Annotated in this window: 19 protein-coding genes; 18 read left to right on the plus strand and 1 reads right to left on the minus strand. The window is 73.2% G+C overall.

Annotated elements, in window-relative coordinates; all coding sequences use genetic code 11:
• The first annotated feature begins 16 nt into the window (after window positions 1-16).
• The 17 genes from ACZ7MF_RS30320 (at window position 17) to ACZ7MF_RS30400 (ending at window position 21,125) form a co-directional block, all read left to right on the plus strand.
• On the plus strand, window positions 17-2,350 hold the full coding sequence (locus tag ACZ7MF_RS30320) for a putative PEP-binding protein (protein WP_471481465.1): 2,334 nt from the start codon (window positions 17-19) through the stop codon (window positions 2,348-2,350).
• Window positions 2,347-3,327 (plus strand): ABC transporter ATP-binding protein, encoded by a 981-nt coding sequence (locus ACZ7MF_RS30325; protein WP_471481466.1) that lies wholly within the window; start codon window positions 2,347-2,349, stop codon window positions 3,325-3,327. The genes ACZ7MF_RS30320 and ACZ7MF_RS30325 overlap by 4 nt, the downstream gene beginning before the upstream one ends.
• Window positions 3,324-4,091, plus strand: a complete 768-nt coding sequence (locus tag ACZ7MF_RS30330) for an ABC transporter permease (protein WP_471481467.1) — start codon at window positions 3,324-3,326, stop codon at window positions 4,089-4,091. The genes ACZ7MF_RS30325 and ACZ7MF_RS30330 overlap by 4 nt, the downstream gene beginning before the upstream one ends.
• Window positions 4,078-4,884 carry an ABC transporter permease gene (locus tag ACZ7MF_RS30335; protein ID WP_471481468.1) on the plus strand — a complete coding sequence of 269 codons (807 nt, stop codon included), beginning with the start codon at window positions 4,078-4,080 and terminating at the stop codon, window positions 4,882-4,884. Before ACZ7MF_RS30330 ends, ACZ7MF_RS30335 begins: the two co-directional genes overlap by 14 nt.
• Before the next feature lie 29 nt (window positions 4,885-4,913).
• Window positions 4,914-6,833: a RiPP maturation radical SAM C-methyltransferase gene (locus tag ACZ7MF_RS30340; protein ID WP_471481469.1), complete on the plus strand. Its 1,920-nt coding sequence runs from the start codon at window positions 4,914-4,916 to the stop codon at window positions 6,831-6,833.
• Between the two features lie 97 nt (window positions 6,834-6,930).
• On the plus strand, window positions 6,931-8,022 hold the full coding sequence (locus ACZ7MF_RS30345) for a hypothetical protein (protein ID WP_471481470.1): 1,092 nt from the start codon (window positions 6,931-6,933) through the stop codon (window positions 8,020-8,022).
• Window positions 8,019-10,226 carry a peptidylprolyl isomerase gene (locus tag ACZ7MF_RS30350; protein ID WP_471481471.1) on the plus strand — a complete coding sequence of 736 codons (2,208 nt, stop codon included), beginning with the start codon at window positions 8,019-8,021 and terminating at the stop codon, window positions 10,224-10,226. Before ACZ7MF_RS30345 ends, ACZ7MF_RS30350 begins: the two co-directional genes overlap by 4 nt.
• Before the next feature lie 333 nt (window positions 10,227-10,559).
• Complete coding sequence (locus tag ACZ7MF_RS30355) at window positions 10,560-11,219, plus strand: RraA family protein (RefSeq protein ID WP_471481472.1); 660 nt, start codon at window positions 10,560-10,562, stop codon at window positions 11,217-11,219.
• Complete coding sequence (locus ACZ7MF_RS30360; RefSeq protein WP_471481473.1) at window positions 11,216-12,364, plus strand: pyridoxal phosphate-dependent aminotransferase; 1,149 nt, start codon at window positions 11,216-11,218, stop codon at window positions 12,362-12,364. The genes ACZ7MF_RS30355 and ACZ7MF_RS30360 overlap by 4 nt, the downstream gene beginning before the upstream one ends.
• 82 nt (window positions 12,365-12,446) lie before the next feature.
• Window positions 12,447-13,064 (plus strand): TetR/AcrR family transcriptional regulator, encoded by a 618-nt coding sequence (locus tag ACZ7MF_RS30365; protein ID WP_356857287.1) that lies wholly within the window; start codon window positions 12,447-12,449, stop codon window positions 13,062-13,064.
• 198 nt (window positions 13,065-13,262) lie between these two features.
• Window positions 13,263-14,048, plus strand: a complete 786-nt coding sequence (locus ACZ7MF_RS30370) for an alpha/beta fold hydrolase (RefSeq protein ID WP_471481474.1) — start codon at window positions 13,263-13,265, stop codon at window positions 14,046-14,048.
• Complete coding sequence (locus tag ACZ7MF_RS30375; protein WP_471481475.1) at window positions 14,041-15,201, plus strand: DUF3500 domain-containing protein; 1,161 nt, start codon at window positions 14,041-14,043, stop codon at window positions 15,199-15,201. The genes ACZ7MF_RS30370 and ACZ7MF_RS30375 overlap by 8 nt, the downstream gene beginning before the upstream one ends.
• 5 nt (window positions 15,202-15,206) lie before the next feature.
• Window positions 15,207-17,024 (plus strand): gamma-glutamyltransferase family protein, encoded by a 1,818-nt coding sequence (locus ACZ7MF_RS30380; protein ID WP_471481476.1) that lies wholly within the window; start codon window positions 15,207-15,209, stop codon window positions 17,022-17,024.
• A gap of 14 nt (window positions 17,025-17,038) precedes the next feature.
• Window positions 17,039-17,758 (plus strand): YoaK family protein, encoded by a 720-nt coding sequence (locus ACZ7MF_RS30385; RefSeq protein ID WP_471481477.1) that lies wholly within the window; start codon window positions 17,039-17,041, stop codon window positions 17,756-17,758.
• Window positions 17,759-17,772: 14 nt separating this feature from the next.
• A complete protein-coding gene (locus ACZ7MF_RS30390; protein WP_471481478.1) occupies window positions 17,773-19,179 on the plus strand; it encodes an MFS transporter in 1,407 nt (468 codons plus the stop codon).
• On the plus strand, window positions 19,176-20,390 hold the full coding sequence (locus tag ACZ7MF_RS30395; protein WP_471481479.1) for an FAD-dependent monooxygenase: 1,215 nt from the start codon (window positions 19,176-19,178) through the stop codon (window positions 20,388-20,390). Before ACZ7MF_RS30390 ends, ACZ7MF_RS30395 begins: the two co-directional genes overlap by 4 nt.
• Window positions 20,391-20,576: 186 nt before the next feature.
• Window positions 20,577-21,125 carry a DUF1062 domain-containing protein gene (locus tag ACZ7MF_RS30400; RefSeq protein WP_471481480.1) on the plus strand — a complete coding sequence of 183 codons (549 nt, stop codon included), beginning with the start codon at window positions 20,577-20,579 and terminating at the stop codon, window positions 21,123-21,125.
• 64 nt (window positions 21,126-21,189) lie between these two features.
• Here the strand turns inward: ACZ7MF_RS30400 and ACZ7MF_RS30405 are convergent, their stop codons facing one another.
• Window positions 21,190-22,662, minus strand: coding sequence for an MFS transporter (locus tag ACZ7MF_RS30405; protein WP_471481481.1), 1,473 nt, complete (start codon window positions 22,660-22,662; stop codon window positions 21,190-21,192).
• A 147-nt stretch (window positions 22,663-22,809) separates the two neighbouring features.
• On the opposite strand from ACZ7MF_RS30405, the gene ACZ7MF_RS30410 reads away from it, so the two are divergent.
• Complete coding sequence (locus tag ACZ7MF_RS30410; protein WP_471481482.1) at window positions 22,810-23,421, plus strand: TetR-like C-terminal domain-containing protein; 612 nt, start codon at window positions 22,810-22,812, stop codon at window positions 23,419-23,421.
• The last annotated feature ends 76 nt before the right edge of the window (window positions 23,422-23,497 follow it).

Here is a 23,497-nt window from a genome sequence, read left to right on the forward strand (position 1 = left end):
TCCGGAGATTCGGTACGTGGTCACGCATCATCCGCCGGACGGCCTCCCCGCTGCTTCAGTGCGGTGGCTGCCGGTCGATGCCGCCGACGACGCCCTCCGCGAGGCGATCGCGGAACTCGATCCCGACCGTCGCCTCGGCAGTGCGGAGCACCCCCTATTCCTGACCGTCTGGCTGCCCTGTCTGAAGGGCGGCTGCCTGTCGTTCGTCGGGATGAGCCCTGCCGGCCGGCGATGGCTGGCAGGGCTCGCCGGCGACGACTTCGCCGCACGGCGCAGGGCCGACCTGGAGGCGGCGCTGGCCGCCGCGCGCCCCGGCATCCCGCTGCCGGACGACCCCGTCGCGCAAGTCATCGCCCTGGTACGGGCGTTGACGGGTGATCAGCCGAGCTCGTCCCGGTTCGCGCTCGCCCGGCAGCCGCTGTGGTGCGGCCCCGACGGAGGCAGCGGGCTCGCGCACTCCTGCGATCCCGCCACCGGCCGGCCCGGCCTGACCGGTTCCTTCCTCGCCGGTGCACCGGCGGCCCGGCTGCTGACCGAGGGCGGGACGGATCTCGCCGGACTCGTCGGCACCCGGCCCTGGGGCCCGCACCTGCGGGCGGCGGTCGATGCCGCCGAGACCGCACTCGAATGGCCGGTGAGAGTGGAGTTCGTCGTCGAACGCGGCAGCCTCACCGTCGTCAGGACCACCCGCGCCGTCCTGCACGGCGCCGCCCTCCTGCGCGTCGTCGCCGACCGCCGCGCAAGCGGCCGGCTGACCCCCGACCAGGCGGTGCGGCTGGTCGAGCCCCGGGACGTCGAACGGGCGGCTGCCGCCGGCGTCCTGACCCTCGGACTGCCCGTGGCCGCGCACGGCCAGGGCGTGTCCCCCGGCCTCGCCTGCGGCCACGTCGTCTTCAGCGCGGCCGAGGCCGTCACCGCGCAGGCCGACGGAGAACGGCCGGTCCTGGTCCTCACCGAGTCCAGACCGCAGGACCTTCCCGGCCTGCTGGCCGCCACGGCCGTCGTCACCGAGCGGGGCGGACAGACGTCCCACGCCGCGGTCGTGGCGCGCGGGCTCGGGCTGCCGGCCGTCGCCGCCCTCGCCGACGGCGTCCTCGACGCCGACGCCCGGGTGCTGCGCACCGCCCGCGGGGACACCGTCCGGGCCGGCGACCTGATCACCGTGGACGGCCACACCGGACTGGTCCACCTAGGCGGCAGCCAGGAGCTCTCCGCCCGGCGGCGCGCCCCGGCGGCGCTTCCCGGCTGGCTGGACGACGCGCTGTCCGCACTGCCCGTACCGTCCACCGTGCCGTCCCTCGCCGTGCGGGTGAACGCCGACACCGGAGCCGACGCCGCCGCCGGGCGGGCGCTGGGCGCGAGCGGGGTGGGACTGTGCCGTCTGGAGCACATGTTCCTCGGCGCACACCACCAGGTGCTCCAGCGCGTGCTGACGGCGCGGCCCGGCCCCGACCTGACGGAGGGCCTCGCCACGGTCCACGCCATCCTGCGGGCGGAGATCACGGAGATCCTGGTGGCGATGGACGGGCTGCCCGTCACCGTCCGCCTGCTCGACCCGCCCCGCCACGAGTTCCTCCCCGACCTCACCGAGGCCGCCCTCGCCGCGGCCGCCACCGGTGCGCCCGCCGACCGGGACCGGCTCGACCTCACCCGTCGGCTGCACGAACACAACCCCATGCTCGGCGTCCGCGGCGTACGGACCGGCATCCTGCTGCCGGCGCTGATGGCCGTACAGATCAAGGCGCTGGCGGAGGCGACGCAGGCGCTGCGCCGCTCGGGCCACGACCCCCGGCCCGAACTCCTCGTCCCCATGGTGAGCACGCCCGGGGAGCTGGACTTCGTCCGCGGCGTCCTCGACGACGTCTGCGCCCGCCTGGGCACCACGCCGGCCGGAACGGGCATCTCGCTGGGCGCCATGATCGAGACGCCCCGGGCCGCGCTGCTGGCCCGGTCCCTCGCCCGCCGGGCGGACTTCCTGTCCCTGGGCACCAACGACCTCACCGCGCTCGTGTGGGGTCTGTCCCGCGACGACGCCGAACACCACCTGCTGCCCGCGTACCAGGACCTGGGCCTCCTCGACACGTCGCCCTTCGCCCGGCTGGACCTCGAGGCCGTCGGACTCCTCGCCCGCCGGGTCGCCGACGACGCCCGCGCGGTGCGCCCCGGCATCACGCTCGGCGTCTGCGGTGAACAGGCGGCCGACGAGTCGGCCGTGCGGTTCTTCGCCGAGGCGGGCTACGACCACGTCTCGTGCGCGCCGCCGCGGATCCCCCTGGCCCGGCTCGCCGCGGCCCGTGCCGCCCTCCCTCCCGAGGCGGCGGACAACCGGCCGACGGAGGCGGGACGTTGAGCGAACCGGCGATCGTCGTGGAGCGGCTCGGCCGCACCTTCACCGACCGCGGACGCGACATAGTGGCCCTGCGCGACGTCAGCTTCCAGGTCGGGGCGGGCGAGATCGTGGGCCTGCTGGGCAGCAACGGGGCGGGCAAGACCACGCTCACCAAGATCCTCGCCACCCTGCTGCTGCCCACCACCGGCACCGCCCGGCTCTTCGGCCACGACGTCACCCGCGACCTGCGTGCGGTACGCCGCATGACCGGCGTCGTCCTGGGCGGCGACCGCGGCTTCTACGCCAAGCTGGGCGCCCGGGACAACCTGCGGTTCTTCGCCGTGCTCGCCGGTGTCGGCCGACGCGGCCTGGACGCCAGGCTGGACGCCGCCCTGGCGCAGGTCGGCCTGGCCGGCGCGGCCGACCGCGCGGTCGAGACGTACTCCAAGGGCATGCGCCAGCGCCTGCACATCGCCATCGGCATGATCGCCGAACCGCGCGTGCTGCTGCTCGACGAACCGACCGTGGGCCTGGACCCGGTCGAGGCCGAACGCCTGCGCGGCACCGTCGCCGCACTGCGCGACACCGGTGTCTCCGTCCTGCTCACGAGCCATCACCTGCTCGACATCGAACGGCTCGCGAGCCGGGTGATCATCCTCGCCGACGGCACCCTGGCCGCGGACCTGCCGGTCGACGAGTTCGCCCGACAGGCCGGCTACACCGCCACGGTCGTCGTGCGCGGCACCGGCGCCCCGCCCGACGCCGTGGCCCTGGCCTCCTCCGACATCGCCGTCGGCGGCGTCGACACCGCCGACGGGGCCTGGACCCTGCGACTGCACGTGCGGGACTGGAACGTCGGCTCGTTCGGCCTGCTGGAGAAGGCACTGGCGCACGTCAGCGTCCTGGACGTGCGCATCGAGCCGGTGCGGCTGGAGGACGTCTACGCGCACGTCGCCGCGCGCCTGGCCGCAGGCAGCCGGGTCGGCGGAGCACGATGAGCGGTGCCCTGTGGATGTTCGCGACCGCGTTCGGCATGGAACAGCGCGCCATGCGGCGCAACCCCCTGCTCCTGGTCAACTCCGGCATGCTCCCTGCCGTGTTCCTCGTCATCGCCGTGGAGACCGGCCGCCCCGGGCCCGACGACGCGACCGAACTCGTCGTGGCGGTGATGCTGACCGCGCTGTGGGGCTCCACGGTCTGGATGAGCGGCGGAGTCCTGCGCCGCGAGCGCAGCTTCGGCACGCTCGCCCGCTGCGTCTCGGGAGTCTGGTCGCCCTACCTGGTCCTGCTCGGCAAGAGCCTCGGCGCGACCGTCACCAGCGTCGCCGCGATCCTCGTCAGCACCGGCGTCACCGCCGCGGTCCTGGGCCTGCCGCTGAGCATGGCGCACCCCGCGTGGATCGCCGTGTCCCTCCTGGTCCTGGTGTGCTCCGGCACGGCCCTCGGCGTGCTGGTGTCCTGCCTCTTCCTGGTGACCCGCAACGGGCTGGTGTGGTCCCACGCGCTGATGTACCCGGTCTTCGCCGTGGGCGGGCTGCTCATCCCCACCGACGCCCTGCCCGTGTGGCTGCGCTGGGCACCCGAACTGCTCAGCCTGCACTGGATCAAGGACTGCCTGGTCGACGGGGCCACCGGCGGCATCACGGTCCTCCCGCTGGGCGTCGCCGTGCTGCTGACGCTCGGCTACGCCGCCGTCGCGGGCCTCGCCTACCACCGGTCCGTCCACAGGTCCCGGAAGGAGGGGACGCTTGACCTCGCCTGACACCGCCATGTCCCGCGCCGTGCCGCTCTGGCGGGCGGCCGAGGCGGCCCGCATGGGCTGGCTCGAGTACCGCGCGGTCCAGACACCGGCCGGTCTGCTCGGTGCCACCCTGCCGCGCGGGGTCCTGCAGATCCTGTTCTTCACCACGCTCGCCGGCGTCCTCGCGGGCCCCGGACACCGCGAGTACGCCTTCGCCGGGTCGCTCGTCCTGGCCCTGAGCGGCACCAACGTCAACGGCGTGGTCGCCGTGCCCGTCCTGGACAAGCAGTACGCCACCTTCGCGCGGGTGCGCACCGGCGCCCTGTCGCCCACCGTCACCCAGATCGCCCGGGCGCTGCCCTACCCCGTCATGGGCTGGCTCCTGCTCGTCGTCCAGGGCGCGATCGCGGCGCCGCTGCTCGGCATGACGGACTTCGCGCTGCGCCTGCTGCCCTGGGCCTGGGTGTACGCGCTGATGGCGCTGACCCTCAGCGTGCTGGGCCTCGCCGGAGCCACGATGACGGTCGGCAGACGGGCCGACGTGGTGGCCCCGAACGTCCTGGTCTACCTGGTCATGCTGTGCAGCGGCGCGATCGTCCCGCCCGGCAGGGTGGGATGGGTGGACGCCGTCGGCCAGGTCCTGCCGGCCCGGCACGGCCTGGACGCCGTACGCGCGGGGACGGCCGGCCGGCCCTGGCTCGGGGACCTGGGCCTGGAGGTCGCCGCCGGCGCCGGGTTCACCGTCCTGGCGGCCGTGTCGATCCTCGTCCAGGCCCGGCGCGCGAGCCGGCACGGCCACGACGACTTCGAGTGACCACTGTGCCCACACCCGAGGGGGAACCGATGAGCGTCATCCGCCTGCCCCTGGCCGTGCGGACCGAGGCGGACCACGCGGTGTCCGCCGGGCCGCCGAGCAGAGCGCTGCGCGTCGCCCTGGTGAACATGCCCTGGGCGCGCATCCACGCGCCCTCCATCCAGTGCGGACTGCTGCAGTCCATCACCCGCCGGGCCGGTCACGCCTGCGACAGCCACTACCTCAACATCGAGTTCGCCTCCGTCTTCGGCAGCGAGGCGTACGACGCGGTGGCCAACATCGCCTCGGAGCGGCTCCACCTGATGGGGGAGTGGCTCTTCTCCTACGCCGCGTTCGGCGAGGTGACCCCCGACGACGACTACTTCGCCGCCTACCCCGAGGTGAAGTCCCTCTGGGAGGAACTCACCGGCGAGGGCCTCGACGGCCTGGTGGAACTGCGCCGGGAGAAGCTGCCGGAGTGGATCACCGCATGCGCGGCCCGGGCGGAGTGGGGGGAGTACGACGTCATCGGGTTCACCTCCACCTTCCTGCAGAACACGGCGTCGCTCGCCCTGGGTAGGAAGATCAAGGAGTTCCACCCGGGTGTGCGGCTGGTCTACGGGGGCGCCAACTTCGACGGCGAGATGGGAGCGGAGTACGCGCGGAAGCTGCCCTGGCTCGACCACGTGGTGACGGGCGAGGGCGACGTCGCCTTCCCCGCGCTGCTGAAGAACATCGCCGACGGCACCGGCACCCCCGTCCCCGGCGTCCTGGACCACGGGGCCACGGACGCGCCGCCGACCGGTGACGCACAACGCCCGCAGTCCCTCGACGACCTCCCCACCCCCGACTACCGGGACTACTTCGCCTGGCTGGACCGCTTCGACCGCACCCGGCTGCTGGGCCGCACCCCCGTACGGCTCCCGGTCGAGTTCTCCCGGGGATGCTGGTGGGGCCAGAAGCACCACTGCACCTTCTGCGGCCTCAACGCGCTCGGTATGGCCTACCGCTCCAAGTCCGGCGAGCGGGCCTTCGCCGAACTCGGCGCGCTGCTGCGCGACTACCCGGCGGTGCACGTCGACACCGTCGACAACATCCTCGACATGGGGTACTTCTCGACCCTGTGCGCGCGGCTGGCCGAGGAGCACTGGGACGTCAACCTGTTCTTCGAGGTGAAGGCCAATCTCACCCGCGACCAGCTCGCCACCCTGAAGGACGCCGGGATCCTGCGCATCCAGCCCGGCATCGAAAGCCTCAGCACCCACGTCCTGAAACTCATGCGCAAGGGCGCGAGCAAGCTGATCAACATCCGGCTGCTGAAATGGGCCGCCTACTACGGAATCGACGTGGCGTGGAACATCCTGGCGGGATTCCCCGGGGAGACCGAGGAGGACTACGCCGAGCAACTGCGCCTGCTCCCGCTGCTGCACCACCTCCAGCCGCCCGGCGGCTGCGGACGGATCTGGCTGGAGCGCTTCAGCCCCTACTTCACCGACTCGTCCTTCCCCATCGGCAACGTCCGGCCCCGGGCCAGCTACAGCCACGTCTACCCACCCTCGCTGGACCGGGAGAAGATCGCGTACTTCTTCGACTACGAGGCGTCCGGCACCGTGTCCCACGAGAAGGTCGCCGCGCTCAACGAAGCCGTCGCGCACTGGCGGACCCGCTTCGGCGAGGCCCGGCCGAGCCTCGTCTACCAGCGGCTGCCCGGGAAACTGACGCTCGTCGACCGCAGGACCGACCGGCCCTCACGGGCTGTCCTCACGGGCTGGTCGGCGCCGGCCTACGAGATCTGCGGTGACGCGCCCCGCACCCCGGCGGCGGTCTCCCGGCGGCTGGCGGAACTGGATCTGTCCGTCCCCGAGGACGAGGTCGAAGCCTTCCTCGAACGCTGCTGCCGCGCGGGCGTGATGGTGTCGGACGACGGAAAGTACCTCGGGCTCGCGCTGCCGGAGAACCCCGGCTGGTAGCCGCCCCGCGCCAAGGAGCGCCACGGAGAGCCAAGGCGAGCCGAGGAGCCCCACGGAGAGCCACGGAGTGCCGAGCAATGTCGAGGAGGGAGAGCACATGACCGCCGTGCCGTCGGCCGGGGACCGGGTGCGCCTGGGCAGGAGCATCGCTTCCCGCCTGGCCGCGTCGACGGACGCCGACGCCGCGTTCGTCGCCGGCAGTTCGCTGGTCGGCCTGGGCAGCGCCACCAGCGACATAGACGTCTACCTGGTCGGCTCGTCGGTGGACGAGGTACGCAGGCAGATGTTCGCCGACACCGTCCGCGTCGACGTACAGCAACTCCGCCTCGGCTCCCTCCAGTCGCTGGTCGACCGGGTCCTCGACCCGGGGCTGCGCTCGGATCACGCGGGGCCGCCGCTGTCGGACCGGGAGGTCGCGCTGGCCGTCCGGCTGCGCACCGGCGACGTCGTGACCGACTCGGGCGCCCTGGCCGCACTGCGCGAACGGCTGGACGAACACCCCCGGCGGCTGGCCCGGCTGGTCATGAACAAGGGGATGCTCGCCGCGTACTTCGCGGCCGAGGACTGCCTCGGACTGCGCCGGTCGGACGACCCGAACGACCTGGACGCGGCCGCGCTGGCCGGACGGCGTGCCCTGCTGTGCGCCGGGAAGGCGCTGGCTGCGGCCTGCGGCGACCTCTACTTCGGCGAGAAATGGGTGTGGCGGCAGCTCGCCCGCAGCGGCCCCGCGGACTTCCCCTTCGCCCACTTCCAACTGCTGCTGCGCGAGGACCCGTTGGCCGACGACTCCTCCAGCGGCCTGACCGCGCTCACGGCATTCGCCCAGACCTGCCTCATCGCCACCGCCACCCTCGGCTGGCAGGGCGTCGACCTCTCCCACTGGCCCGTCTGGCGGCAGGGAAGCGGACCGCTGCGCAGATCCCCGCAGTACTTCCCGCGCGCCTACGACGACATGGTGACGCTGGTCGAGCCCGCCGGCCGGCACTTCCGGCTGCCGCACGACGCGGCGCTGGTGTGGGGACTGAGCCACGGGCTCGACCCGGAGGCCGTCGTCGAGCACGCGGGCGCCCTGTCGACGAGGGCGCCCGGGTACGCCGCACTCACCGCAGACAGGTGCCGACGGCTCGTCACCGAGTTGCGGAAAGCGGGCCTGCTCACCGAGCAGTGCGGACAGCGGGAGGCGATGTGAGGTTCCGGCACCGGCGCAGCGGCACCCTCGATCTCGCCCTCGCGCTGCAGCGCGAGCTGATCGGGCGGACCGGCTCCTGGGAACCCACCTTCCTGCCCAGACCGGTCGTCCCGGAGGCGGACCTGTTCCGCGACGGCCTGCGGTCCTGGGCGGGGACCCTCGGCTCCGGTCTCCCCGCGTTCCTGGCCGCCGCCCAGCGGCCGGCGGACCTCGCCGCCCTCGTCGACGACGACCGCCTCCGGCCCGGAACGGAACTTGTCACCACCGCGCTGACCGCGGCCGCCCCCACCCTCGCCGAAGCCCTCCCCGCGTTCGAGGAGCTCCGCAAGCAGGCCGCCGCGGCGGTCGACGACTTCCTCGGGGACGGGCGTTGCCTGGCTCCCCTCCGCGCGGCCCTGGGCACCGCCGAGTCCGGGCGGACGCTGGACCTCCACCTGGTGCCGCTCGCCCCCGCGCCGCCCGCCACCGGCTTCCTGACCGACGCGGGCACGGTCACGGGCCTGTACGCCGACTGCCGCCGCTTCCGTGGATCGACGCTGGCGGACGCCGTACTGACCATGCTGGGCTGGGCGCAGCTGAAGTCCGGCGCGCTTCCGGACGGCCATCTGTCCACCGAACTGGTGCGGCGACTGCCGGGCAGCGCGCCGTACCAGCGCCGGCTGCGCATCGTCCTCACGAAGATCCTCGTGGAGCTGACGGCCGGTCACCTGGTCCGCGCGCAGGATCCCGTCCACCGTCCCTGCGCCGACGTGCTCGGCACCAAGTGGCGCTACACGCGGCTGTACTCCGTGGCCGAACGGCACTGGCCCCGCCACCTGGACGGCGACATCGACCGCGACGAGGCACTGACCCTGATCGCCGCGGAACTCCGCGCCCACAGCCCCCGCTGGTTCGTCGACTCCGTCGACCCGTCCTCGCTCGCCGCGGACTTCTACCTGCTGGAGTGGCTGGCCGCGGCGGGGGACCGCCGGGCCGGAGTACGGCTGTCCGCATGGCTGCCCCACCTGTGTGCCGAACTGGCGGGGCACCTGGACAACGTGATCGGCAACGAACTCGGCCACTACGAACGGGTCAGGACCCGGCACCACCCGCAGGAACTGGCCGACTTCATCACGGAGATCAACCAGGGCGACAGCCGCGTCACCTGGCAGCGGGTGCGCCGTGAGCGGGGACATGGCCCTGCACTGCGGCTCGCCACCGACGCCTTCGCCGGTCCGGGCGTCGAGTTCGGCGGCGAGGCGTGGGCCCCGGTGGCCGCCATGATGCGGCGCTACGTCCAGTACGAGCTGCCCGACCGGGTCTTCGTCGACCAGTGCTTCACCCTGGAGCACAACAACGGCTCTCTCTTCGACAAGTACCACGACACGACGACCATGCGCGCGGTGCTCGACGCGCAGGCCGCGACCGACCTCGACACGCTGCTGGCCCACGCCTCGGCGGAGGTCCGCGAGCTGTGGCGGGCCCACCGCCTGGACTCGCTGGAGGGCCACCCGGTGTGGCTCGGTTCGCCGCCCCCGCCGCTCCCGTCTCCCTCGTCGTCCTTGTCGTCCCCGTCGGCCCTGGCCAACGGCGCCCCGGGCACGGTCGGATGCGGCGACCGCAGTGACCCGACCGCGTTCGACCCTCATGGTGACCCGTTGCGCGACGCCCCGGTACGGGTCCGCCGGACACCCGCCCGCCGTCCCTTCTCCGCCTCCTTGCGGACCTACCGGACCCTGGCCGCGGTCCTGCACACCCGGTGCGGCGACATCCACCTCGCCCTGCGTCCCGACGAGACCCCCTACACCGCGGACAACTTCGTGGGCCTGGCGACCGGGAGCCGCGCCTGGACCGACCCCTCGACCGGAACCACCGGCCGCGGCGGCTTCTACGACGGCACGGTCTTCCACCGCCGAGTGCCCGGCTTCGTCGTCCAGGGCGGCGACCGGCTGGGGACCGGGCACGGCAGCGCCGGATACCGGATACCCGACGAGATCCGCCCCGACCGGGGATTCGAGCAGCCCTTCCAGCTCGCCATGGCGAACCTCGGCCGGGACAGCACCGGCTCGCAGTTCTTCATCACGCTGGCACCGGCGCCCCGGCTGAACGGGCAGTACACGATCTTCGGTCAGGTGGCGGACGAGCGGTCCCAGGACGTGGTCCGCGCCATCGCCGCGGCACCGACGGCGGTCCGGCTGGACCGGGTGACGATCGCGGCCGACTAGGGCCTGTCCGGCGGATCATGTCGCAGACGCGGGGTCTGGCACGCATATCTGCGGCATTGTCGTCGGTCGCCGACTCCCCCACGCTCGACTTCGCTCGCGCGGGGGGACCCCCATCGCGTTGTCGCCCTCCTCCGCCTTGCAGCTGCACGCACCAGACCCCGCGCACCGGCGCTGACGAGGCACCGCGTCTTTCCTGGGACCTGATCCGCCGGACAGGCCCCAGCACTCTCCACGACGCCGGGCATTGTGGCCGGGCGGTGGGACGGCTATGGTCACTCTTATCTGAGAGAGTCACCTCATTTAAGAGGGGCTTCATGAGAAGGGAGTGTCATCGTGTTCATTGCTGCGGCGACGGACGGCGTGTCCGTCGCTCCGAGCTGGGACCGCGCTGCCGCGGCCGGGACACGCCGGCTGGGGGAGGTGCCGGCCGCCCACGTCGGCGACGCGCTGGAGCGGATGACCGTCATGGACGGCGGCATCCGGCTGCTCACCGAACGCGCCGCCCTCCTGGGCAACGCCCTCACGGTGGACGTGCGCTCGGGCGACAACCTCGCCGTCCACCGGGCGCTCGACGAGGCCAGGCCGGGCGACGTCCTGGTCGTCAACGGTCACGGGGACACGACCCGCGCGCTGGTCGGCGACCTCATCGGCGAGATCATGGTGAACACCGGGGTCACCGGCGCCGTGGTCGACGGCGCGGTCCGCGACGTACAGGCCCTGTCCGAGATGGGCCTGACCGTGTACGCGCGGGCGATCACCCCCGCCGGGCCCTTCAAGGACGGGCCCGGAACCGTCGGATGCCCGGTGGCGGTCGGCGGCATGGTGGTGGAGGCCGGTGACGTGCTCGTCGGTGACGCCGACGGCGTCGTCGTCGTACCGCGGCGACGCGTGCGCGAGGCCGTGGAAGCGGTCGCCGGGATCGCCGAGAAGGAGGACGCGCTCCGCGGGCGCATCCTCGCCGCGCGCCCCGACCGCGGGGTGGTGGCCCGATGACCACCACACCGCCCGCCTCCCGGATCGCGGAACTGCGCCGCCGTTCGCGCCGCCCGGCCCTCGCTCCGGCCCCGCCGGGGGCCGTCTCCCTGGCCATGGGCGAGCCGGACTTCCCGACCCCGCCGACGGTGGTCCAGGCGGCGGTGTCCGCCCTGCGCGAGGGGCACACCCACTACGCCGACCAGCGGGGCCTGAGGGAGCTGCGCGCCGCGCTCGCGGCGAGACTGCCGGAGCGTCCCGGCGGGGCGTGGGACGCGGACGACGTCCTGGTCACCCACGGCGCCACCGCCGCGCTGGCGGCGGTCGTGCTCGCGACGGTCGGCCCCGGCGACCGAGTGGTCGTCCCGGAGCCCGCCTACTCGCTCTACGCCGACCTGGTCGTCCTCGCCGGCGGCACCGTGGACTTCGTCCCGCTCGCCCCGGACCTGCACTGGGACCTCGACGCGCTGGCCGCCGCACTCCCCGGCGCCACGATGATGATCTTCTCGAACCCGTCGAACCCGACCGGCATCGTGCACCGCAGGGAGGAACTCGAGGCCCTCGGCAAGCTCCTCGACGGCACCGACGTCCTGGTCGTCAGCGACGAGGCGTACCACCGGCTGACCTACCCGGGCCACGAAGCGACCTCGGCGCTGGAGATCGAGTCGCTGCGCGAGCGGACGGTGTACGTGCAGACGTTCTCCAAGACGTACGCGATGACCGGCTGGCGGGTGGGGTACCTGACCGGGCCGCGTGAGGTGGTGGACGCGGCGGCACAAGTGCACCGCACCTGGAACGGCTCGCTGAACACGGCGGTCCAGCACGCGGCCCTGGCCGCCCTGGACCTGCCGGACGCCGTCGTCGGGGCCATGGCCGACCGGTACCGGCAGCGTCGCGACCTGGTCGTCGGGCGGCTGTCCGGCGTGCCCGGACTGCACCTGGTGCCGCCGGAGGGCGCGTTCTACGGGTTCCTGCGCTACGACGCGGACCGGCCCTCGGAGGTGGTCGCGCGCGAACTCGCCGCGTCTCAGGTGCTCGTCCGGGCCGGTGCCGAGTACGGGCCCTCGGGCGAGGGCCACCTCCGGATCTCCTTCGCGGCCTCCGAGGACGACCTGTGGGTCGGGCTGGAGCGGATCGTCCGCTACTTCGCCGAGGCGCGCTCCTGAGGGCCGCGTGCGGCACCTCGGCCGGGGCCGGTACCCCAAGGCGATACCCTTTGCCTGCACTTCTGTGAGGCGGAGGACGCCCGTGACCGACCAGCAGGCCGCCCCGCGCGGGCGGCGCAAGCCGCGCAGCGACACCCGGCGCAACCACCGCCGCCTCCTCCAGGCCGTCGGTGAGCTGGCCCGGGAGGCGCCCGACCAGCTCACCATGCAGGCGGTCGCGTCCCGCGCGGAGATCGGTCCGGCCACCGCGTACCGCTACTACTCCTCGGTGGACGACGTGCTGGCGGCCTACGTGCTCAGCGTCGTCGAGGAGCTCCGCGACTTCAGCCTCGCCTCGGCCGCGCAGGGGCGGCCCCTGTTCGACGCTCTCGTGGACAAGTGGGTGGACCTGCTCGCCGAGCACGGCCCGGCGCTGGTGCAGCTGCGGTCCCGCCGGGGCTACCTGGAGCGGCTGCACGACGGCAACGAGATCATCGTCGCGCTGCGGGACGCCTGGAGCGAGCCCGTGCGCGGACTGCTCGACGACATCGGCCTGCCGGACGGGATGCTCGAACACGCCCTGTTCCTCAGCAACATGATCTTCGACCCCCGGGAGATCCAGGACCTGCTGCGGGAGACGGGTCTGTCCCGCCGTGAGGTCATCGCCCGGCTGACCGAGGCGTACTGCGGCGCGCTGCGCGGGTGGGTGCGGGCGGGCTGACCGCCCCTCCCCCTCCCCCTACCCCGGTATCACTCCACATCGGCTCCCGGGTATGACGCCCGGCGCATAGCCGTCCGCCCACTCTGCACCTGGTCGCCAGGCACCACCGCACCCGCGTTGGAGCCTTCCTTCAGGCGGCCCATGAAGTGATAGAAAAATCTCGAATAAGAAGAACATCTCTCTAGTGGGAGGTCAGCGATGACCAAACAGCAGCAAGAGACCGTACGAGCGGGCGAACTCGACGTCGGGTTCCTCGACAGCGGCGACGGCGTGCCGCTCCTGCTCGTCCACGGCGGGGAGAGCGACCGCACCCAGTTCGCCACGCTCCGTGCGGGACTCGGAGCGGGGATCAGGGCGATCTCGTACGACCAGCGCGACTCGGGGATCACGGTGAACCCGCCGGTCCCCTACACGCCCGAGGTCCTCGCCGACGACCTCGTCGACCTGCTGGACGCGCTGGGGCTCGCGCGTGCGCATCTGCTGGGCACCTCCTTCGGCGGCGCCGTAGCCCAGCACGCCGCACGCCGGCACCCCGAACGGGTGGCGTCCCTCGTCCTGGTCGCCACCACGCCGAGCTACGCGATGGGCAGCGCGGCGATCGACGAACTCCTGGAGATGTCCCACGAGGACCGGCAGAAGGCGGCCGCGGACTTCTTCTTCACGCCCGACGGTCAGGCCGGGCAGCGTGCCCGGCCGGCAGGGACCCTCACCCGCCGCACCCCCGAGCAGAGCGTCCGCCGCCACGACGCCGCCCGCCGGCACGAGATACGGGACGGCCTCGGGGACATCACCGCACCCACCCTGATCGTGCACGGCACACAGGACCGGCTGGCGCCCTACGAAGGCGCCCTCCTGATGGAACGACGCATCCCGACCGCCGAGCTGCGTGCGATCGAGGGTGGACGCCACGGGATCGCGGTGGAGTTCGCGGACACGGTCGCCCACTGGGTGCGCGAGTTCCTCGGGGTCGACGGACATGGCTGACGCCGCCCGCGACGTCGCGGACCGGATGGCCGAGGCCGCGCGGGCGTGGCTGGACTCCCTGGACGCCCACCAGCGCGAGGAGGCGGCCGGACCGGCACCGGCCCCGGGCACCCCGGGCGAGGCCGAGGGTGAACGCACCCGCTGGTACTACACGCCCACGGACCACGGCGGCCTGACGCTCCACCAGCAGCGCCCCGCCCAGCACCGCCTGGCCATGCGACTGGTCGCCAGCGGGCTGTCCGAAGCCGGATACGTCACCGTCGCCACCGTGCTCGGCCTGGAGAACGTGCTCGACCACGTCGAGGGCTTCTCGGTGAACTGGGGGAGGGAACGGACCCGCGACCCCGGCATGTACTACCTGCGCGTCTTCGGCGACCCCGGCGGGCCGCGGCCGTGGGGCTGGCGGTTCGGCGGCCACCACGTCTCGCTCAACAACCTCGTCGTGGACGGGCGCGTCGCCGCCACCACCCCCTGCTTCCTGGGCGCCGACCCCGCCGCCTCGCCCCTCCTGGGCGGCTCGACACTGCGCCCGCTGGGGACGGCCGAGGACATGGCGCGCGAACTGGTCCGTTCCCTGCGCCCCGAGGCCGCCGCCCGCGCGGTCCTGCTGCCCCGCGCCCCGAACGACATCGTGGCGGGCAACAGCGCCCGCGTCGGCGACCGCGTGATCAGGCGCGGCGAACTCTGGCGCCCCGGCACCCACATCCCGGACCGCGCCGAGCAGCCGTCCACCGGACTCGACGGTGACGAACGGCGGGCGCTGGCCCTCACCCCGGCGCCCAAGGGCGTGCCGGGTGCGGAACTCGACCCGGCACAACGGGAGTTGCTGCGCGCCCTGCTCGGCGCCTACCTCGACCGCGTCCCGGACGGGGTGTCCCCCCTGCCCCGCTACGACGACCCCGCCGCACTGGACGCCGTACACCTCGCCTGGGCCGGCCCCACCGCGCCGGGCGAGCCGCACTACTACCGGCTTCAGGGCCCCCGGCTGCTCATCGAGTGGACCAACGTCCACCGCGGCGTCAACCACGCGCACGCCGTGTGGCGCGACCCGGAGACCGACTTCGGCGGCGACGTCCTGGCCGCCCACCACGCCGCCCACCACGCAGCCCCTCACGCCGACCACCAGGCCGCCCACCACCCGAACGGATTGTGACTGACATGTCCGGTCGACCACCGTCACCGCCCGACGCCCCTGCGCACACCACCCGCCCCACCCTCCGCGGCTCCTTCGGCATGTGCGCGTCGACGCACTGGCTGGCGACCGCGACCGCCCAGTCCGTACTGGAGCGGGGCGGCAACGCCTTCGACGCCGCCGTGGCCGGTGCCTTCGTGCTGCACGTCGCCGAACCCCACCTCAACGGCCCGGGCGGTGACCTCGTCGCCGTGCTCGCGACCGCCGCGGACCCGTCGCCACTCGTGCTGGCGGGCCAGGGACACGCCCCGCGCGGAGCCACCGTCGAGCACTTCCGGGCCGAGGGGCTCGACCACGTCCCGGGCGCGGGAGCGCTCGCCGCCGCCGTCCCGGGCGCCGTCGACTCCTGGCTCTGGCTGCTCGCCGAGTTCGGCACCTGGGAACTCACCGACGTCCTCGCCCACGCCATCGACTACGCGGAGCACGGAGTACCGGTCGTACCGCAGTTGGCGCGCGTCCTGGCCACGGTCGAGGAGCTCTTCCGCACGCACTGGCCGACCTCGTACGCGCTGTGGATGCCCGAGGGCCGCGTCCCCGCGCCGTACGCGACTGTCGTCAACCCCGCCTACGCCCGCACCCTGCGCCGGCTGAGCACGGTGGCCGAGGGGAGCGGCGGGACGAGGACCGGGCGGATCGACGCCGCGCGGCGCGCCTGGCGCACCGGGTTCGTCGCGCAGGCCGTCGCCGGGTTCGCGGCCGTGCCGCACCGGCACTCCTCGGGCGGCGATCACGCCGGAGTCGTCACCGCCGCCGACTTCACCGACTTCCACCCGTCCCTGGAGCCCGCGGTCACCGCTCGGTTCCGGGGGACCACGGTGGCGAAGGCGGGCCTGTGGTCCCAGGGACCCGTGCTGCTGCAGGCCCTCACCATGCTGGACCACTTCGACGACGCGCGGCTCGATCCGTCGACCGCCGAGGGCATCCACACCCTCACCGAGGCCCTGAAGCTGGCCATGGCCGACCGGGAGGCGTACTACGGTCACCTCGACCCGGCGGAGGCGGAGGCCGTGCTGCGCCGGCTGCTGTCCCCCCGGTACGGCAAGGAGCGCGCGAGTCTGATCCGCCCGCTCGCCTCCACCGCCTTCAGGCCCGGCCACATCGGCGTCACGCCGTACATGCCGCCGCTCGTCACCCGCGGGCCCGACCGGCAGGCCGACGGCGTGGGCGAACCCACCGTGCAGCAGACCGGGGAGACCCGGGGCGACACCTGCCACATCGACGTCGTCGACCGCTGGGGGAACATCGTCTCCGCCACTCCGTCGGGAGGCTGGCTACAGTCCTCGCCCGCCGTTCCGGACCTGGGCTTCGCGCTCGGCACCAGACTCCAGATGACCTGGCTGGACCCGGCCGCCCCGTCGTGCCTGGCACCGGGCCGACGGCCGCGTACGACCCTGACGCCGACCCTGCTGCTCCGCGACGGCAACCCCGTGGCCGCCCTCGGCACACCGGGCGGCGACCAGCAGGACCAGTGGCAACTGATCTACCTGGTGCGCACGCTGGCGCTGGGCATGGACCCGCAGGAGGCGATCGACGCGCCCGCGTTCCACACCACCGCCGTACCGAGTTCGTTCTGGCCGCGGACCTGGACGCCCGGGGGACTGGTGATCGAGGAGCGCGCGGGCGCGGCGGTCGTCGAGGAACTGCGCGCACGCGGCCACGACGTGACCGTCTCCGGGCCGTGGAGCCAGGGCCGCCTGTCCGTCGTCACACGCGATCCGGACACCGGCGTCCTCCGGGCCGCCGCGAACCCGCGCGGCGCCCAGGGCTACGCGGCCGGACGATGAACGTGCCGCGGCGGGTGACGCAGCCCGCTCTGATGCTCGCCCTCACCTTCGCGACCGGCGTCGTCGACGCCGTCGGCTACCTGCGCCTCGACCAGGTGTTCGCGGGCAACATGACGGGCAACGTGGTCATCCTCGGCATGGCGGCCACGGGCGGCGGCACGGGGCTGCCGGTGCTCGGGCCGGTCGTGGCGCTGGCGTCCTTCCTCGCCGGCGCGGCGACGGCCGGGCGGGTCCTGCGCACCGCCGCCCCGGGCTGGGGCAGCCGGTGCACGGCGCTGCTGGGCGGCGTCGGGGCGGCCCTGACCGCGACGGCCCTCGGCCTGGCCCTCGTCGGCGCCGACACCTCCGGCGCCCGCGCGTGCATGGCGTCGTCACTCGCCCTGGCCATGGGGGCGCAGGCGGCGACCGCCCGCCACCTGGCCGTCAAGGACGTCACCACGGTCGTCGTGACCTCCACGCTGACCGGCCTCGCGGCCGACTCCCGACTGGGCGCCGCCCGCGGCCGGGGCGCCCTGCGCCGGACCGCCGCCGTCACACTCATCGTCGCCGGAGCGGCGGCCGGCGCGCTGCTGTGCCGGGTGCACGAGGGCCTCGCGGTGGCGGCGGCGGCCTGCGTCGCGCTGGCCGTGACGGCTCTCGGTGGCCGGGCGGCCCCGGCCACCACCGGACCTCCCTCTCCCACCCCCGCAACGGCTCCTTCGACCGCTCCATCGACGGCCCTCCTGCGGCCATGACGGAAAGGATGCTCATGACCACAACCCTGGCTCCCCCGGTCCCCATCGGGAAGGCCGCTGTCGGCGCCCTCGGCATACTGGCACTGTCCACCGGTGCCCTGGAGTCGGTGGTGTCACCGACGATCCCGCTCCTGGAACGCGAACTGGACATGAGCCAGTCCGAGGGAGCACTGCTCAGCATCGTCCTCCTCATCACCGGCGCGCTCATCACCCCGCTGGCGGGCAAGTTCGGCGACCGCTACGGGGGGAAGAAGGTCCTGATCCGCCTGATGGCGGTGGTCTCGCTCGGTGGCACGGTGTCCGCCCTGGCGCCGAACCTGCCCGTGCTGCTGGTCGGACAGGTGTTGCAGGGCGCGATGATCGGCGCGCTGCCCCTGTCGTTCATCGTGGTCCGCAAACACCTCCCCGCCGGCGAGTCCAAGGTGGCCATCGGCGTGGTCAGCGGACTCTTCGTCGGCGGGTCGATGGTCGGCATGCTGTCGGCCGGTCCGGTGGCGGAACAGCTCTCCCGGCACTGGATGTTCGCGCTGCCGACGATCGCGGTCGTCGGGTCCACCCTGCTGGTGAACAGGCTGATGCCGGCCGATCCGCCGGGCCGGTCGGACGGCGCCGGGATCGACTGGCCCGGCCTGCTGCTGCTGAGCGGGATGCTGGTCACCCTCATGCTCGTCCTCGCGCTGGCGCCCGAAGCCGGCTCGGCGCCACTGGTGCTCGTCGCCCTCGTCGCCCTCGTCGTCCTGCTGGCCGTCCTCGTCACCGGATGGGTGCGGGTCGAACGGCGAGCGGCCGCACCGATGATCGACCTGAACATGCTGGCACGGCCCGCGATATGGAAGGCGTGCGTGCTGACCTTCGTGATCTGCCTCGGCACCACGATGGCGGTCTATCTCGTCCCGCAACTGCTCGACGAGCGCGGCGACGGCTACGGATTCCGGGCCAGCGCCACCGAGATCGGCTTCTACCTGCTGCCCGGCGCCATCGCCGCGACGCTGGCCGGGCCGCTCGGCGGGATCGGGGACCGGCGCTTCGGCTCGCGCGCCGTGGTCAACACCGGCGTCGTCATGATGGCCGTCGGCCTGCTCGCCGTGGCGGCCGTCCACACCGAGATCTGGCACCTCGTCGTCGGCAAGGTGCTGATCGCGCTGGCCAACGGCCTGTGCGTCACGGCGATGATGACCAGCACCGCCACCGCCGTCGACCCGAACGACACCGGCATCGCCACCAGCCTGATCCTGGTGAGCCGCGTGCTCGGCTCCGCGGTCGGCGGCCAGCTCGGCGGCGCCCTCCTCACTGCCGGAACCCCCTCCGGGTCGGAGATCGCGGCCGAATCGTCCTACGTCACCGGATTCGTCATCGCCGGCATCGTCGTGCTGTCGGCGCTGTTCGTCACCCGCACCATGAGCAAAGGAGTCAAAGCATGACCCGCACCGCACCGAGGCGCAGCGTCCTGATCTCCGGGGCCAGCATCGCCGGACCCGCCCTGGCCTTCTGGCTCAACCGCCACGGATACGAGGTCACCGTGGTGGAGAGGGCCGGAACCCTCCGCAGCGGCGGCTACCCCATCGACGTACGCGGCACCGCACTCGACGTCGTGGAGAAGATGGGAATCCTGCCGCAACTGCGCGACGCGCACATCGACCTGCGTCGGATCACCTTCCTCGACGGGAACGGCGACGAGGTGACCTCGCTCCACCCGCACGCCGTCACCGGCGGGGTGACCGGACGGGACCTGGAGATACGGCGCGGGGACCTGACCGACGCGCTGTACACGGCGGTCCGGGACGACGTGGAGTTCCTCTTCAACGACTCCATCGACACCCTCGACCAGTCCGGGCACGGAGTGGACGTCACCTTCCACGGCGGCGGCAGTCGTCGGTTCGACCTGGTCTTCGGGGCGGACGGCATGCACTCCCGCACCCGCGAGATGCTGTTCGGCCCCGAGGAGCAGTTCCACCGCCATCTCGGCTACTGCTTCGCCGTGTTCACCATGCCCAACACCCTCGGCCTCTCCCACGAGACGGTCATGTGGAACACCCCGGGCAGGGCAGCGGCCGTCTACGCGGTGGGCGACGACGAACAGGTCCACGCCTTCCTCAACTTCGCCCGGCCCGACCCGCCCTACGACGCCTTCGGCGACCCGAAGGCCCAACGGGCCCTGCTCGCCGACGTCTTCGCCGACGCCAACTGGGAGGTCCCGGGCATCCTGGGCGCCCTCCACGACGCGGACGACGTGTTCTTCGACGCGGTCGGCCAGATCAGGATGCCGCGCTGGACCGAGGGCAGGGTCGCGCTGCTGGGCGACGCCGCATACGCGCCCTCGTTCCTCACCGGCCAGGGCACCAGCCTCGCCCTCGTCGGCGCCTACATGCTCGCCGGGTCCCTCGCCGACCGGGACCACGCCGAGGGCTTCGCCGCCTACGAGCACACCACCCGTGACTTCGTGACCCTGAACCAGGACCTGGTCGGCGAGGGCGGCGCCACCCTCTTCCCGACCACCCCCCAGGCCCTGGAGCAGCGCAACGCCCGACTGCGCGCCCTCAGCGCCATGCCCGCCCCGCAGCCCCGGCCGGCCCACTCGGCCCTGGTCCTGCCGTCCTTCGGCGGCCGCCCCGACGAACCCGGCCCGCGGTGAGGGGCCCGAAAACCGCTGGAACAGCGCCGCCGTGCGCAACTACCGTGCTGCCGGACCGAGTCGCCCCGGCAAGGACGTGCCGTTGTACACCGTGTGAGACCCCCCGAGTGCTGATCTGTCGCGCGCCGCACATGTGCCACGCGCTCCTTTCTGCTGCGGTCTTCTCACTGAAACCGGTGTACCCCTGTGCTCAACAACTGGGTCGTCGTGCCCACCTGCCTGCCCCTCGTCCTCCGCCGTTGCCACACGTGTGCGTCCAGACACTTCCGGGCAAGCGGCAAGTTCCGCGTCAACGCGCACCACAAGCTCCTCGACGCCTGGCTCCTCGTGCTCTGCACCGCTTGCGGGGACACGGCAAGGCTCACGGTCCTGGAGCGGATGAACGTACGCTCCGTACGGCCCGAGCTGCTGGACCGCCTGCATGCGAACGACCCCGGTCTGGCAGCCGAGTTGCTGCGGGATCCGATCGTGCGGCGCCGCAATCGCATCGCCCTCGACTGGGACGACGCCTGGCGCCTCGACACCGGCGGAACCGATCACCTGGACCGCGAGGTGATCGACGTCTCGGTCCGCTTCGCGGCGCGGATCCCTGTCCGGCCGGTGCGACTGATCGCTGAAGGGTGCGGTCTTTCGCGGGCCGAGGCCGAGAGGCTGATCACGGAGGGCGGACTCGTCTCGGCAGTCCGGCTGAGCGGCAAGCTGTCCGGCGACTTCACCTTCACGCTCAAACGCTGAGCCCTCCTCGGGGCCAGGGCCGGTGCCGACGGTGTCTGCGGCACCGGCCGGCTTCCGCGGGGCGTCACGCGGACGGCCGGTCGGCGCGGCCGCGCAGGAAGAGCGCGGCGACGGCGACGCCGAGGAGGACCAGGGCCGCGTTGACGGCGATGGCCGTCGTGACGCCCCGGTGGACGGCGGAGGCGGTGGCCGCCCCGGCGGTGACGGCGGTGACGACGGCGGACATGACCGGCGTGCCCATGGTGATGCCGACCTGCTGGGACATGGAGGCCAGCCCGGTGGCCAGGCCCTGTTCGGCGTCCGGCAGTCCGCTGGTGGCCGTGACCATGAAACCGACGATGACCAGCATGTTGCCGACGCCGCCGAAGAAGGTGGCGGGCAGCAGCAGGGCGAGGGACGCCCCGGTCGTCGTACCGAGGAAGAGCAGGGCCGCGGTGGACCCCGCCTGGACGAGGCCGCCGAAGGCGAGCACCTTCAGCGTGGACGTACGGGAGAGCAGCCTGGGTGCGGCCAGCCCGCCGACGACGGTGCCCGCACCGAGGACGCCGAAGGAGACCCCGGCCGCGAGGGCGGAGAAGCCCAGGGTCTTCTGGAGGTACAGGGTGAGCAGGTAGACCAGTGAGGTCTCGGTGGCGAAGGCGAGCAGGCCCAGCACGTTGCCCCAGGCCACGTTGCGGCGCCCCAGCGTCCCGAGCGGTACCAGCGGCGCCGCCACTCTGCGCTCGATCAGGACGAACACGGCGAGCAGGAGCGCGCCCCCGGCCAGCCCGGCCAGCGCGTGCGGGTGGGTCCAGCCGTACTCGCCGGCCTGGGTCATGCCGTAGACGAGACCGAGCAGACCGAGGGTGACGGTGAGCGCGCCGGGCAGGTCGAGGCCGGCCCGGGTGGCGGGCCTGGACTCCTTGATGACGGCCGGGGCGACGAGTACGACCGCGAGTGCCACGGGCACGTTGACGAAGAAGGCCCAGCGCCAGGAGAGCAGGTCGGTCAGGACACCGCCGAGGACCGCTCCGGTGGTGAAGCCGGCCGACATCAGCGCGCCGTTGATGCCGAGCGCCTTCCGCCGCAGGGGGCCCTCGGCGAACGAGGTCGTCAGCAGGGACAGGCCCGCCGGGGTGGCGGCGGCGGTGGCCAGGCCCTGGGCGACCCGGGCGGCGAGCAGCACCTCGGGGCTGGTGGCGAGGCCGCCGAGCAGGGAGGCGAGGCCCAGGAGGCCGATGCCGCCGATGAAGATCCTCTTGCGTCCGACCAGGTCGCCGATACGGCCGAGGAAGAGGGTGAAGCCCGCGGCCGACAGGGCGAACGAGGTGGCGACCCACTGCAGGTCGGAGAGGGTGAAGCCGAGTCCGTCGCCGATCGCCGGCAGCGCGACGTTCAGGATCGAGAAGTCGACGGCCAGCATGAACTGAGCGACCAGCAGGACCGCGAGGACCAGCTTCGACCGGCCGGTGAGCCGCTGCGGATCGGCCCCCGCGTCGGCGGTGACCCCTGCCCCGGCGGTGGCCGTGGCGGTGGCGGTGGTTGTGGTGGTGGGCATGGTGTTCCCTCCAGAATCGTTAATGGGTCTGAGGTTCCATTACGGTTCCGGAAGGTAGCACGAAGCCGGGCAGTAAAGGAACTGTGGTTCCGATAAGGTGTAGGTCTGGCGTCATGAGCGCGCCGTGAGAGAGACGAGGGAGTCGTGATGCCGGACCCAGCCGCCCCCGGGACCCAGCGCCCCGGAGGCCGCACCGCCCGTATCCGCGAGGCCGTCCTCCTGGCGGCGGGCGACGCGCTCGCCGCCGACGGCTTCGACACGCTCGACCTGGGGGAGATCGCCCGCCGCGCGGGCGTCGGCAAGACGACGGTCTACCGCCGCTGGGGGACCCCGGGCGGTCTCGCCGCCGACCTGCTGGCCGACATGGCGGACCAGTCGCTGCCCCGTGCCGACACGGGCGCACTGGAGGACGATCTGCGGGCGAACGCGCGCCTCGTCGTCAGGACGCTCGACGACCCCCGCCAAGGGCGGCTCTTCAAGGCGCTGATCGCGGCCTCCCTCTGCAACGAGCAGGCGGCCGAGGCCCTGCACCGCTTCTACGCCGTACGCGTCGACGAATGGGCCGGCTGTGTGCGGGACGCCGTCGCCCGGGGCGAAGTCCCGGACGGCACCGACCCGCACGGAGTCGTGGCGGCCGTCTCCGCTCCGCTCTACTACGCGCTGCTCAACACCGGCCGGCCCCTCACCGAGGCCGACGCCGACCGTGCGGCCCGCGCGGCGAGCATCGCCGCGCGCGCGGGTGTGTGGGTGACGGGCTGAACGGGCTGCACGGGCTGCACGGGCTGCACGGGCTGCACGGAACAAGGTGACGACGGCTCGTTCCGCGTCAAGTGCT

This window comes from Streptomyces sp. NPDC111628 (genome assembly GCF_055635195.1).

Coding starts and splice junctions, on each gene's coding strand:
- ACZ7MF_RS30380 (WP_471481476.1), top strand. CDS start 15,207: ATGTCCGGTCGACCACCGTCACCGCCCGACGCCCCTGCGCACACCACC.
- ACZ7MF_RS30410 (WP_471481482.1), top strand. CDS start 22,810: ATGCCGGACCCAGCCGCCCCCGGGACCCAGCGCCCCGGAGGCCGCACC.
- ACZ7MF_RS30405 (WP_471481481.1), bottom strand. CDS start 22,662: ATGCCCACCACCACAACCACCGCCACCGCCACGGCCACCGCCGGGGCA.
- ACZ7MF_RS30395 (WP_471481479.1), top strand. CDS start 19,176: ATGACCCGCACCGCACCGAGGCGCAGCGTCCTGATCTCCGGGGCCAGC.
- ACZ7MF_RS30390 (WP_471481478.1), top strand. CDS start 17,773: ATGACCACAACCCTGGCTCCCCCGGTCCCCATCGGGAAGGCCGCTGTC.
- ACZ7MF_RS30360 (WP_471481473.1), top strand. CDS start 11,216: ATGACCACCACACCGCCCGCCTCCCGGATCGCGGAACTGCGCCGCCGT.
- ACZ7MF_RS30375 (WP_471481475.1), top strand. CDS start 14,041: ATGGCTGACGCCGCCCGCGACGTCGCGGACCGGATGGCCGAGGCCGCG.
- ACZ7MF_RS30345 (WP_471481470.1), top strand. CDS start 6,931: ATGACCGCCGTGCCGTCGGCCGGGGACCGGGTGCGCCTGGGCAGGAGC.
- ACZ7MF_RS30370 (WP_471481474.1), top strand. CDS start 13,263: ATGACCAAACAGCAGCAAGAGACCGTACGAGCGGGCGAACTCGACGTC.
- ACZ7MF_RS30330 (WP_471481467.1), top strand. CDS start 3,324: ATGAGCGGTGCCCTGTGGATGTTCGCGACCGCGTTCGGCATGGAACAG.
- ACZ7MF_RS30340 (WP_471481469.1), top strand. CDS start 4,914: ATGAGCGTCATCCGCCTGCCCCTGGCCGTGCGGACCGAGGCGGACCAC.